This window comes from Halomonas organivorans (genome assembly GCF_014192055.1).
Classification (GTDB): domain Bacteria; phylum Pseudomonadota; class Gammaproteobacteria; order Pseudomonadales; family Halomonadaceae; genus Halomonas; species Halomonas organivorans.
In genome coordinates, this window is the sequence record NZ_JACHXM010000006.1 from 151269 (window position 1) to 163129 (window position 11861).

11 protein-coding genes are annotated in these 11861 nt (G+C 66.1%); 8 read left to right on the plus strand and 3 right to left on the minus strand.

Annotation, left to right across the window (positions count from 1 at the left end):
• Positions 1-30: 30 nt before the first annotated feature.
• Together ectA and gorA are read right to left on the minus strand one after the other, a co-directional pair.
• A complete protein-coding gene (gene ectA / locus FHR96_RS08885; protein WP_183387310.1) occupies positions 31-609 on the minus strand; it encodes a diaminobutyrate acetyltransferase in 579 nt (192 codons plus the stop codon).
• A gap of 261 nt (positions 610-870) precedes the next feature.
• Positions 871-2232, minus strand: coding sequence for a glutathione-disulfide reductase (gene gorA, locus FHR96_RS08890; protein WP_183387311.1), 1362 nt, complete (start codon positions 2230-2232; stop codon positions 871-873).
• A 150-nt stretch (positions 2233-2382) separates the two neighbouring features.
• Between gorA and can the strand changes: the two genes are divergently transcribed.
• The 8 genes from can (at position 2383) to FHR96_RS08935 (ending at position 11257) form a co-directional block, all read left to right on the plus strand.
• Positions 2383-3036, plus strand: coding sequence for a carbonate dehydratase (gene can / locus FHR96_RS08900; protein ID WP_183387312.1), 654 nt, complete (start codon positions 2383-2385; stop codon positions 3034-3036).
• 168 nt (positions 3037-3204) lie between these two features.
• Complete coding sequence (locus tag FHR96_RS08905; RefSeq protein WP_183387313.1) at positions 3205-4779, plus strand: ABC transporter substrate-binding protein; 1575 nt, start codon at positions 3205-3207, stop codon at positions 4777-4779.
• A gap of 100 nt (positions 4780-4879) precedes the next feature.
• A complete protein-coding gene (locus tag FHR96_RS08910) occupies positions 4880-5926 on the plus strand; it encodes an ABC transporter permease (protein ID WP_183387314.1) in 1047 nt (348 codons plus the stop codon).
• Entirely contained in the window at positions 5923-6879 is a 957-nt protein-coding gene (locus FHR96_RS08915; RefSeq protein ID WP_183387315.1) for an ABC transporter permease, read from the plus strand. Before FHR96_RS08910 ends, FHR96_RS08915 begins: the two co-directional genes overlap by 4 nt.
• A 15-nt stretch (positions 6880-6894) precedes the next feature.
• The gene (locus FHR96_RS08920; RefSeq protein WP_183387316.1) at positions 6895-7917 is read left to right on the plus strand and encodes an ABC transporter ATP-binding protein; all 1023 of its coding nucleotides are present in this window, start codon (positions 6895-6897) and stop codon (positions 7915-7917) included.
• A 65-nt stretch (positions 7918-7982) separates the two neighbouring features.
• Positions 7983-9020, plus strand: a complete 1038-nt coding sequence (locus tag FHR96_RS08925; protein ID WP_183387366.1) for an ABC transporter ATP-binding protein — start codon at positions 7983-7985, stop codon at positions 9018-9020.
• A gap of 297 nt (positions 9021-9317) precedes the next feature.
• Entirely contained in the window at positions 9318-10238 is a 921-nt protein-coding gene (locus FHR96_RS08930) for a LysR family transcriptional regulator (RefSeq protein WP_183387317.1), read from the plus strand.
• Positions 10235-11257, plus strand: coding sequence for a hydrolase (locus FHR96_RS08935; RefSeq protein ID WP_183387318.1), 1023 nt, complete (start codon positions 10235-10237; stop codon positions 11255-11257). Before FHR96_RS08930 ends, FHR96_RS08935 begins: the two co-directional genes overlap by 4 nt.
• Here FHR96_RS08935 and msrA read toward each other — a convergent pair.
• Positions 11238-11852: a peptide-methionine (S)-S-oxide reductase MsrA gene (gene msrA, locus FHR96_RS08940; RefSeq protein ID WP_183387319.1), complete on the minus strand. Its 615-nt coding sequence runs from the start codon at positions 11850-11852 to the stop codon at positions 11238-11240. The genes FHR96_RS08935 and msrA overlap by 20 nt on opposite strands.
• Positions 11853-11861: the final 9 nt, after the last annotated feature.

Genomic DNA, 11861 nt, shown 5'->3' on the forward strand with positions numbered 1-11861 from the left:
CAGGGGCCGACGCGGCATTCGATGTGGCACTCAGATGTCGGCGGTCTGGAAGGGGCCGATACGCACGAGGTTTTCAGGGTCGTGCTCGCCGCCGAGCTGGTCGGTGGAGAAATATTCGCGGCTGTTCAGCGGCGCCTGCCAGCGGTCGGCGAGGCGACGGAACAGCCCCCAGGATGCCTGGTTGTCCGGGGTGATGGTGGTCTCGAGGTGATGCACGTCGGCCAACTCCGAGCGCGTCATCACGGCTTCCACCAGGCGACGTGCCAGGCCGGTACCGCGGGCCTTCTCGCCCACGGCGACCTGCCACAGGAAATAGGTGTCGGGCGCATTGCTCTTCACGTAGCCGGAGACGAAACCGACGATCTCGCCCTCCTCGTTGGTGGCCACGGCGCAGCTGTCGCGGAACTGGGTCGCCAGCAGCAGGTAGGCGTAGGCGGAATTGACGTCGAGCGGCGGGCAGGACTTGACCAGCTCGTAGATGCCCCACCCATCATCGGGGTTGGGCTTGCGGATGAACAGCGGGGTGGCCTGATGGCCGACCACGGCATCGGCCACGCTGGGCCGGGCGAGGTCGGCGGAGGGAATGAAGGGCTCTGTGGTTGCGTTCATTGTCGTGTTCGCTGTAGCGAATTTGGAAAGCATCATAACAGCCGCTTACCCGCTTTTCAAAAACCAGATTATCCTGCTGCGGGAAAACCATAATGCAAGATTATAGTATAGGCAAAAGCGTCGGTGGTGCGGGCTTTTTTCTCAGCGTAGCCGGTCCCTGAGCGAAGGGTATCTGTTGCCTCCAACGCAAACGGGCCACCCCTTCAGGGTGGCCCGTTCGTGTGGCGAAAACGTGACGACGAGATGTCGCCACCTGTCGTATCAGCGACGACTTGGCGTACGCATGGTCACGAATTCCTCGGCACCGGTCGGATGGATGCCCACCGTCTGGTCGAACTGGGCCTTGGTGAGTCCGGCACGAACGGCAATGGCGATGCCCTGGATGACCTCGCCAGCCTCCTCGCCGACCATATGGGCCCCGACCACCACGTCGCTCTGGTCATCGACGATCAGCTTCATCAGGCAGCGTTCGTCGCTGCCGGACAGGGTGTGCTTCATGGGCCGGAAGTCGGCGCTGTAGACGCGAATGGCCTCGTAGCGCTCGCGGGCGGCCTCCTCGGAGAGCCCCACGGTGCCGATGTTGGGGTGACAGAACACCGCCGTGGCGATGCGCTCGTAGTCCAGCGGCTCGGGGGTGGTATCGCCGAAGTGGTGCTCGACCAGCTTCATGGCCTCCTCCAGCGCCACCGGGGTCAGCTCGGGGCCGCCGGTCACGTCGCCCAGCGCCAGGATCGAGGGCACCGACGTCTCGAAGCGCTCGTTGACGGCAAGCGTGCCGTCGTCATGGGTGGCGATGTCGAACTGGTCCAGCCCCAGCCCTTCCAGGTGCGGACGGCGCCCGGTGGCGGCCAGCACCGCGTCGACCTCGAGGCTCTCGCCGTTGGTCAGGGTCACCTTGAGGCCCCCTTCGACCTTTTCGATGGCCTCGACGTTGGTCTCGAAGTGCAGGTTGACGCCCTTCTTGGCCATCTCGTCGCGGGTGAATTCACGCACCTCGCGATCGAAGCCGCGCAGGAACAGCTCGCCGCGGTAGATCAGATGGGTGTCGCTGCCCAGGCCGTTGAAGATGCTGGCGAACTCGACGGCGATGTAGCCGCCGCCCAGCACCAGGAAGCGCTCGGGGAAGCTGTCGAGGTCGAAGACCCGGTTGGAGTCCAAGGTCAGTTCCTTGCCCGGGAAATCGGGCACCCAGGGCCAGCCGCCCACGGCGACCAGGATCTTCTCGGCGCTGACGGTCTCGCCGGCCACGCTGACGTGATGGGCATCGAGCACCTTGGCGCGGCCGTTGATCAGGCGCACACCGGCGTTGTCCAGCAGTCGGCCGTAGATGCCGTTCAGGCGCTTGATCTCGCCGATCTTGTTGTCACGCAGGGTCGCCCAGTCGAATTGCGGCGCCGCGGGCAGGCTCCAGCCGAAGCCGCCGGCATCCTCGAAGCTGTCGTGGAAGTGGGCGGCATACGAGTACAGCTTCTTGGGCACGCAGCCGACGTTGACGCAGGTGCCGCCCAGGTAGCGGTCCTCGGCCACGGCAACGCGCGCCCCTGTAGCGGCGGCGGTGCGCGCGGCACGCACTCCGCCGGACCCAGCCCCGATGACGAAGAGGTCGTAATCGTACTTGGACACAGTGATCTCCCGATGGTCGGATCGTCTTCAATTCGCGAGGATCATACCAGTCGGGGGCAGCCCCCGGGAGGCCCGAGCCATTGACCATGGCTATGCAGGTAATAAAAAATATGACTCGTCAGTGATCCTGATCATAAGAGACTCCTCCCCATGAAAAACGAAATGAAGCAGCTGCTCGAGCGCAACCGCGAGTGGGCGGAAAGCGTCAGCCAGCAGGACCCCGAGTTCTTCGCCCGCCTGTCCCAGCAGCAGAACCCCGACTACTTGTGGATCGGCTGCTCCGACTCCCGGGTGCCGGCCAACCAGATCATCGATCTGCCGCCGGGCGAGGTGTTCGTGCACCGCAACGTGGCGAACCTGCTCCATCACAATGACATGAACGCCCTGTCGGTGGTGCAGTTCGCCGTGGACGTGCTCAAGGTCAAGCACATCATGATCGTCGGCCACTACGGCTGCGGCGGCGTGAAGGCCGCGGTGACCGGCGGCGAGTGCGGCATCGTCGACTACTGGCTGCACTCGGTGCGCGAGCTCTACAGCCTGCATCGCCCCGACCTCGAGCATCTGCCGCTGGAAGAGCAGGTCGATCGCATGTGCGAGCTCAACGTCCAGGCCCAGGTCAACAACCTGTGCCGCACCAAGATCATCCAGCGTGCCTGGCAGCGCGGACAGCCGCTCGCCGTGCACGGCTGGGTCTACGGCCTGAGCGACGGCCGAGTCACCGATCTGGACTGCAGCGTGACCGGCCTCGACCAGGTCTCCACCCTGTATCGGATCGACCGCGTGACGCCCTCCAGCGAGGACTGATCCCTCGCCGCCCGGCGAGTCCTCATTCGCCGGGCGTATGAAGCCTGTCATTATTTCGATTGTCTTCCTGCCGCGTAACTCTCTATGTTGAGGGTCGGACCGGAACAAACGGTCGTTCGCCTCGAATGAGGCGGAACACATAACAATCCATCCGGCATGGAACGACACATGACAATCAAGAAGACAATACTGGCTAGCGTCATCGGCGCTGCCATGACCACGGCTGCCATCGCCCCGGCCGCCCAGGCCGAAAACACCCTGCGCATGGCCTACGACGCCGACCCGGTGTCGCTCGATATCCACGAGCAGCTCTCCGGCGGTATCCTGCAGCTCTCCCACATGACCTTCGACCCGCTGGTGCGCTGGACCCAGGACCTCGATTTCGAGCCACGCCTGGCCACCGACTGGGAACAGGTCGACGACACCACCATGCGCATGTCGCTGCGCGAAGGCGTCGAGTTCCACAGCGGCAACCCCTTCACCGCCAAGGACGTGGTGTGGACCGTGGAGCGCCTCAAGCGCAGCCCCGACTTCAAGGCGATCTTCGAGCCCATCGCCTCGGTCACCGCGGTCGACGATCACACCGTGGAGTTCACCACCGAGAAGCCCTATCCGCTGCTGCTCAACCTGGCCACCTATATCTTCCCCATGGACAGCCAGTTCTACAGCGGTGACGACGCAGACGGCGACCCCAAGGACGAGATCGTCAAGAACGGCAATTCCTACGCCTCGCGTCATCTGTCCGGTACCGGGCCCTATGAGGTCACCGAACGCCAGCAGGGCGTGCGCATTGCCTTCGAGCGCAACGACGACTACTGGGACGAAGACTCCCCGGGCAACGTCGACAAGATCGTCATGACGCCGATCAGCGAGAACGCCACTCGCGTGGCCGCCCTGCTCTCCGGCGACGTGGATTTCATCGCCCCGGTGCCGCCCAACGACCTGGAGCGCATCCGCAACGACGACGACAACCAGCTGGTCACCATGTCCGGCACCCGGATCATCCTCTTCCACATGAACGAGGAGCGCGTCGAGGCCTTCCAGGACCCGCGGGTGCGCCAGGCCTTCGCCTATGCCATCAACCAGGAAGGCATCGCCGACCGGCTGATGAAAGGGTTCGCCACCCCGGCCGCGCAGTTCTCGCCGGATGGCTATGCCGGCCACGTCGACGGCCTGGAACCGCGCTACGACGTCGAGAAGGCCAAGCAGCTGATGGCCGAGGCCGGCTACGAGGACGGCTTCGAGATCACCATGATGGCGCCCAACAACCGCTACGTGAACGACGCCAAGATCGCCCAGGCGGTGGCCGCCATGCTGGCCCGCATCAACGTCACCGTGGACCTCAAGACCCTGCCCAAGGCCCAGTACTGGGGCGAGTATGACGACCGCGCCGCCGACATGATGATGATCGGCTGGCACGCGGATACCGAGGACTCGGCCAACTTCCACGAGTACCTCACCGCCTGCCCGGACGCCGACACCGGGGCCGGCCAGTACAACGCCGGCAACTACTGCAACCCGGAACTCGACAAGCTCGTCGCCGAAGCCAACCTGGAGGTCGACCGCGACAAGCGTGCCGAGATGCTCCAGCAGGTCGAGCAGACCCTGTATGACGAGGCGGCCTTCATTCCGCTGCACTGGCAGGATCTGGCCTGGGCCTCCGCCGACAACGTCGACATCGCACCGGTCCTCAACGTGATGAACTTCCCCTACCTCGGGGATCTGGTCATCGAGGAAGAGTGATCGCCACCTCGCCGGCTCGCCGGCGAGGCCTTCCCCATCCTGACCCGGTGGTGCGCTCGGGACGAGCGCGCCACCCCGTATTACCTACGGGACGCCACTCATGATCGCCTTTCTGATCAAGCGCCTCTTCCATGCGCTGCTGGTGATGTTCGTCATCAGCGTGATCGCCTTCGCCATCCAGGACAACCTGGGCGACCCCATCCAGCAGATGGTCGGCCAGTCGGTGCCGGAGAGCGAGCGCGCCGCGCTACGCGAGGAACTCGGCCTCAACGACCCCTTCGCGGTGCAGTACCTGCGCTTTGCCGCCAATGCGGTGCACTTCGACTTCGGCTATTCCTACGTCTTCAATGAGCCGACCACCGACGTCATCCTGCGCCACCTGCCGGCGACGCTGGAGCTGGTGGCCGCCTCGACCTTCCTGATCATCGCTCTGTCGATTCCCATCGGGGTCTACAGCGCCATCAAGCCGCGCGCCTGGCTGTCGCGCTTCTTCATGGGCGTGTCGATCATCGGCATCTCCATCCCGGTGTTCCTCACCGCCATCGTGCTGATCCAGCTGTTCGCCATCGGCGTGAGCTTCTCGCCCTTCCCCGCCGATACCGGCTGGGGCGCCTGGCTCAATGACCTGGTCAGCACCGAGGGCGGCATGCCGGCCTACGGTCGCGGCAACCCGGTCCCGGTGTTCGGCACCTGGGAGACCAACTTCGCCTCGCTCGAGGGGCTGTCCTACCTGGTGCTGCCCGCCATCTCGCTGGCCTCGATCATGCTGCCGCTGTTCATCCGCCTGATCCGCGCCGAGATGCTCGAGGTGCTGCAGTCCGAGTACGTCAAGTTCGCCCGCGCCAAGGGCATCTCGCCGCGCCGTATCTACTTCCTGCATGCGCTGAAGAACACCATGCTGCCGGTGATCACCGTCGGCGGGGTACAGATCGGCACCCTGGTGGCCTACACCATCCTCACCGAGACGGTGTTCCAGTGGCCCGGCATGGGACTGATGTTCCTCGACGCCATCGAACGCTCCGACATTCCGCTGATCGTCACCTACCTGATGATCGTGGGGCTGATCTTCGTGATCACCAACACCCTGGTCGACCTGATCTACGGCCTGGTCAACCCCACCGTCAAGCTGACAGGAAAGCCCGCATGACCACCACGACTCCAACCGTTGCGAGCTCGTCCACGGCGAGCCGCTGGGAGCGCTTCCGCGACTCCTACCTGCTCTACAGCTTCAAGCGCGACCTGATCGCCCAGCTCAGCCTCGCGGTGTTCATCGTCATGGTGGCGTGCGCCGTGCTGGCGCCGTGGCTGGCGCCGATGAACCCCTACGACCTGGCGCAGATCGACATCCTGGCCTCGGAGCTGCCGCCCTTCTGGGTCGACGGCAGCGACCCGGCCTACGTGATGGGTACCGACGCCCAGGGCCGCGACCTGCTCTCGACGATCCTCTACGGCCTGCGGGTCTCTCTGATCATCGGCTTCGGCGCGGTGGCCATGCAGGCCACCCTCGGGGTCTGCTTCGGCCTGCTGGCCGGTTACCTGGGCGGTCGCGTCGACGCCTTCCTGATGCGCCTGGCCGATATCCAGCTGTCGTTCTCTACCCTGATGGTGGCGATCGTGGTCGGCGCGCTGTTCAAGGCGATCTTCGGCGGCGCCACCTTCAGCGCCTACGCGGTGCCGCTGCTGGTGCTGATCATCGGGCTTGCCGAGTGGCCGCAGTATGCGCGCACCGTGCGTGCCTCGGTGCTGGCCGAAAAGGGCAAGGAATACGTCGACGCGGCCCGCGTGATGGGGCTGCGCAGTCGGCGCATCATGTTCCGCCACATTCTGCCCAACACCCTGTCGCCGATCTTTGTCATCTCCACCGTGCAGGTGGCCAACGCCATCATCTCCGAGGCGGCACTGTCGTTCCTCGGCCTCGGCATGCCCGAGACCCAGCCTTCGCTGGGCTCGCTGATCAAGTCCGGCTTCGACTACATCCAGTCCGGCTCCTGGTGGATCACGCTGATCCCGGGCCTGGTGCTGGTGGTGCTGGTGCTGGTGATCAACCTGCTCGGCGACTGGCTGCGCGACGTCCTCAACCCACGCCTGTACAAGGGCTGAGGCCAAGGAGTTCTCATGTCACTTCTCGAAGTCAATCACCTCGACGTGCGCTTCGCGCTGCGCCGCGGCGACGTCCAGGCCCTGCGCGACGTCTGCTTCAGCCTGGACCGCGGCGAGCGCCTGGGCATCGTCGGCGAGTCCGGCGCCGGCAAGTCCGTGGCCGCCTTCAGCCTGCTCAACCTGATCGCCAAGCCCGGCTACATCGCCGGCGGCAGCATCCGTTTCGACGGCCAGGAACTGATCGGCCTGTCCGACCGTGCACTGCGCCGCATCCGCGGGCATCGCATCTCGATGATCTTCCAGGATCCGATGATGACGCTCAATCCGGTGCTGACCATCGGCGAGCAGATGGTGGAATGCCTCAAGGCCCACCGTCGGATCTCGACCCGCGACGCCCGTGCGATCTCGCTGCGCAAGCTCGAGCAGGTACAGATTCCCTCGCCCGAGGCACGCCTGGACCAGTACCCCCACGAGCTGTCCGGCGGCATGCGTCAGCGGGTGATCATCGCCATCGCCCTGCTGCTCGATCCGGACATCATCATCGCCGACGAGCCTACCACGGCGCTCGACGTGACCATCCAGGCCGAGATCATGGCGCTGCTGCTGGAGCTGTGCGAGGAGCACAACGTCGGCCTGGTGCTGATCACCCACGATCTGGGCGTGGTCAGCCAGGTCACCCAGCGCATGCTGGTGATGTACGCAGGCAGGGTCATCGAGCAGGGGCCGACGCGGGAGATCATCAACGACCCGCAGCACCCCTATACCCAAGGGCTGATCAATGCCCTGCCCCAGATGGCCACGCCCGGCGAGCGGCTCAACCAGATCCCGGGCAGCATGCCGTCGCTCAGCCACCTGCCGAGCGGCTGCGCCTTCCATCCGCGCTGCGGCTTCGTGACCCGGCCCGACGGCTCCACCCGCCAGGCCTGCGTCGACGAAGTGCCCGGTTTCGTCACCTCCGGCAACTGCCAGGCGGCCTGCCACATGGTCGCCGAGATGATCGAGCGCGAACGCATTCCGGCCGAGGAGCAAGACTCATGACCACTGCCTCTCTTTCCACCGCTGGCTCATCCAAGGGCTCCTCCGCCGCCGCGTCTACCGCCTCGATGGACTCAGGCGCCGCGGTGCCGGAAGCGGCCGAGCCGCTGCTGTCGATCCGCGGCCTGGAGAAGCGTTTCTCGCTCTCCGGCGATTTCCTGGAGCAGCTCAAGTTCAAGGGCGGCAAACTGGTACGCGAGCAGAAGCACGTGCACGCCATCAACGGCGTCGACCTGGATATCCAGCGCGGCGAAGCGCTGTGCGTGGTCGGCGAGTCCGGCTGCGGCAAGTCCACCGTGGCGCGCACCGTGATGGGCCTGATCCATCCCAGCGCCGGCGAGATCCGCTACGACGGCGAGCGCATCGACGACCGCTCGACCAAGGAACTGCTGCCCTTCCGCCGTCGCATGCAGATGATCTTCCAGAATCCCTACGCGTCGCTGAACCCGCGGATGACCATCCAGCAGACCCTGGAGGAGCCGATTCGGCTGCACCATCCCGACTGGTCGCCGGCGCAGGTCAAGGACAAGGTCGCCGAGGTGATGAACGCGGTGGGTATCGCGTCGGACTGGGGGGGGCGCTACGGCCACGAGTTCTCCGGCGGCCAGCGGCAGCGTATCGCCATCGCCCGCGCCCTGGCGGTCGACCCCGAGTTCATCGTCGCCGACGAGCCGATCTCGGCGCTGGACGTCTCGATCCAGGCCCAGGTGCTCAACCTGCTGATGGAAGCCCAGCAGCAGCGCAATCTGACCTATCTGTTCATCACCCACGACCTGGCGGTGGTCGAGCACTTCGGCACCCGCGTGGCGGTGATGTACCTGGGCAGGGTCTGCGAGGTGGCGCCCACGGCGACGCTGTTCGCCACGCCCCGCCACCCCTACACCCAGGCGCTGATGTCGGCGATCCCGCGGCTCGAGGATGATCGTCCTCAGCATATTCGCCTGGAAGGCGAAGTGCCCACGCCGGTCAAGCTGCCGTCGGGCTGCGTGTTCCACGGCCGTTGCCCTCACGCCAATGCGCGCTGTCGCGACGAGGTGCCGGCGCTGATCGCCACCGACGAGGGTGGGCAGGTGGCCTGTCATGGGGTCGAGGAAGGCCGAATCTAGGCGCTTTCGTCGGGTTCTTGGCAGCGATCTTCGTGGGAGCGATCTTCAGATCGCGATCCGCCGCGCAGCGGCGGTGGTACCGCCAGGCGCCTTGGGCTTTGCCACTGATCGCGCAGCAAGCCGGAGCGCCGGACCGTACGCTCCCACGAAAACCTGCTCGGTGGCACTGAGCCTTCGTGGGAGCGATCTTCAGATCCGGTCCGACGCAGTGGCGGTGGCACGCTGACCTGACCGCCTGGTCAACGGCGACTAACCTGAGTAGACGCCCTGGCCCCGTGATCCGGCACAAGGAACACTATGGAATTACGCTGGCTGGAAGACTTCATCGCCCTGGCGCGCACGCGCCATTTCTCTCGGGCGGCGGAGACCCAGAACGTGACTCAGCCAACCTTCTCGCGACGCATCAAGCTGCTCGAGGAGGAAATGGGCACGACCCTGATCAATCGTCAGACCCTGCCACTATCGCTGACACCGGCCGGAGAGGAATTCCTGGCCCTGTGCCAGGACGTTACCCGCCGGGTCGCCACGACCCGTGAGCGACTGGAACAACTGACCCAGGCCGATGCCGGGCGCATTCGCCTGGCAGCGCCCCAGAGCCTGCTGGCCAATTTCCTGCCGGAATGGCTGGCCGGCTTCGCATCGGCGCCACCGGTGGTGCCCTATCTGCGTGCCACCGGCTGGCTGGTCGATGACTACTTTCAGGCGCTGAGGCGCAACGAGTGTGATCTGGCACTCTGCTACTGGCCTGCCGGGGCCTGTTCGCTGAGCTTCGACACCGAGGGACTCGATGTCGTGACGCTCGGCGAGGAGCGCCTGGTGCCGGTTTCGCAGCCCGACGCCGACGGGCGTCCGCGTTTCTCGCTCGAGGACGCCGGGCGACGCCCCCTGCCGCTGATCGCCTATCACCCGCGAGGACTGATCGACCAGAGCATTCGCGCCCATCTCGAGGGCCTCGGCGAGATACCCACTTTCAGCGTGCTCAACGAGAGCATCCAGAGCGGCAATATCCGTGAGCTGGTCGGACTCGGCTATGGCCTTGGCTGGCTGCCCAAACGCACCGTCCAGGCGGCGCTCAGCGCCGGCAGCCTGGTGCCTGCCGGCGGAATACGCTGGGAGGTGCCGCTGGAGGTCCGCCTCTACCGGCACCGGGGCAATCCTCACTCGGCGGTGGACGCCCTATGGCAGCGGCTCGCCACCGCGCCGGTCGACGGCACATGACCCCCGGACGCCATACGGCACGATTCCGGCCGCCGCCGGGGCTGGCCAACCGCCACGTCCAGACCCTGCTGCCCCGGCTGCTGCCGTGCCGGGAACCGACGCTGGCCTGGGAAGAGTTGCCGCTGCCTGACGGCGACGTGGTCGAGCTGGCGTGGGTGACGCCATCGCCAGAGGACGCGACGGCGCCGCTGTTGGTGCTGTTCCATGGCCTGGAGGGCTCGGTGGACTCGCCCTATGCCAGGCAGCTGTTGACCGCCGCCGGGAATGGCCATCGAGCCTTGCTGATGCACTTTCGCGGCTGCGGGCGCCGGCCCAACCGACGCCCACGTGCCTATCACAGCGGCGACACCGCCGACGCTCACTGGCTGCTGACGCGATTGCGGCACCGGTATCCTCGAGCGGCGCTGTTCGCCTGCGGGGTGTCGCTGGGTGCCAACATGCTGCTCAAGCTGGTGGCAGAGGATAGGGCGAATGTCCTGGGGCTGGGGGGAGCGATCGCCATTGCACCGCCCGTGAATCTGGCCGCCAGTGCCGACACCCTGGAACGCGGCTTCGCCCGCCTCTACCAGCGTCATCTGCTCGGCGCCCTAAAGGCCAAGGTGGCGTCCCGGCTGGTCACCGGGGAACTGCCCCTGTCGCTGACGCCCGCAGACCTCGCCGGTTTCACCACCCTTCGCGAGTACGACGAGGCGGTCACCGCGCCGCTGCACGGCTTCGATGGCGCCGCCGATTACTATCGACGCGCCGCGGCCGGCCCCCTGCTCGGCGGCATTCGCCTGCCGACCCTGATCCTGCATGCCGATGACGATCCCTTTATGCCGGTTGACCTCTACGCAGGCGTCGAGCTCGGCCCCGGTATTCGCCTGGAGACCGCCCGCCACGGCGGCCATGTGGGCTTCGTCGAGTGGCGCGACGGACGCCTGGACAGTTGGCTGGCGCGGCGAGTGGCCGACCAGTTGACGGCCTGGTCGACCTCTCTGAGCCGGGCCCGGAAAGCGATCAGCCGATCGGGCAGCTGACGCCGGTGCCCTTGAGGCCGCAGTAGCCGCCGGGGTTCTTGTCGAGGTACTGCTGATGGTAGTCCTCGGCGTAGTAGAAGGTCTCGAGCGGAACGATCTCGGTGGTGACCGGACCGCGCCCGACGCGTGCCAGCGCCTCGCCGTAGGCGGCTCGGCTGCGCTCGGCAACGTCGCGCTGGGCCTCGTCGGAGGTGAGGATGATCGAGCGATACTGGGGGCCGATATCGTTGCCCTGCCGGTCGCCCTGGGTGGGGTCATGGGCCTCCCAGAAGTGGCGCAGCAGGGTATCCAGGTCGATCACCTCGGGGTCGTAGACCACTCTCACCACTTCAGCGTGGCCGGTGCGACCGGTACAGGTCTCGCGATAGGTCGGGTTCGGCGTCTCGCCGCCGGCATAGCCCACGGCCGTGACATGCACGCCGGGCAGCTCCCAGAACAGGCGCTCGGCGCCCCAGAAGCAGCCCAGGCCCAGCACGATCTCCTCCAGGCCCTCCGGCCAGGGGGGCATCATGGCGCGGCCGCTGACCGTGTGCCGGCCGTCGATCGACATCGGCGTATCGCGACCCTCCGGGGCGGACTGGGAAGAGGCAGGCATGACAGTGCT

What these genes read in the sequence shown, in the direction of transcription:
- FHR96_RS08920 (WP_183387316.1), top strand. Translation starts at nt 6,895, where the DNA reads ATGTCACTTCTCGAAGTCAATCACCTCGACGTGCGCTTCGCGCTGCGC.
- can (WP_183387312.1), top strand. Translation starts at nt 2,383, where the DNA reads ATGAAAAACGAAATGAAGCAGCTGCTCGAGCGCAACCGCGAGTGGGCG.
- FHR96_RS08935 (WP_183387318.1), top strand. Translation starts at nt 10,235, where the DNA reads ATGACCCCCGGACGCCATACGGCACGATTCCGGCCGCCGCCGGGGCTG.
- FHR96_RS08930 (WP_183387317.1), top strand. Translation starts at nt 9,318, where the DNA reads ATGGAATTACGCTGGCTGGAAGACTTCATCGCCCTGGCGCGCACGCGC.
- FHR96_RS08905 (WP_183387313.1), top strand. Translation starts at nt 3,205, where the DNA reads ATGACAATCAAGAAGACAATACTGGCTAGCGTCATCGGCGCTGCCATG.
- FHR96_RS08925 (WP_183387366.1), top strand. Translation starts at nt 7,983, where the DNA reads ATGGACTCAGGCGCCGCGGTGCCGGAAGCGGCCGAGCCGCTGCTGTCG.
- msrA (WP_183387319.1), bottom strand. Translation starts at nt 11,852, where the DNA reads ATGCCTGCCTCTTCCCAGTCCGCCCCGGAGGGTCGCGATACGCCGATG.
- ectA (WP_183387310.1), bottom strand. Translation starts at nt 609, where the DNA reads ATGAACGCAACCACAGAGCCCTTCATTCCCTCCGCCGACCTCGCCCGG.
- FHR96_RS08910 (WP_183387314.1), top strand. Translation starts at nt 4,880, where the DNA reads ATGATCGCCTTTCTGATCAAGCGCCTCTTCCATGCGCTGCTGGTGATG.
- FHR96_RS08915 (WP_183387315.1), top strand. Translation starts at nt 5,923, where the DNA reads ATGACCACCACGACTCCAACCGTTGCGAGCTCGTCCACGGCGAGCCGC.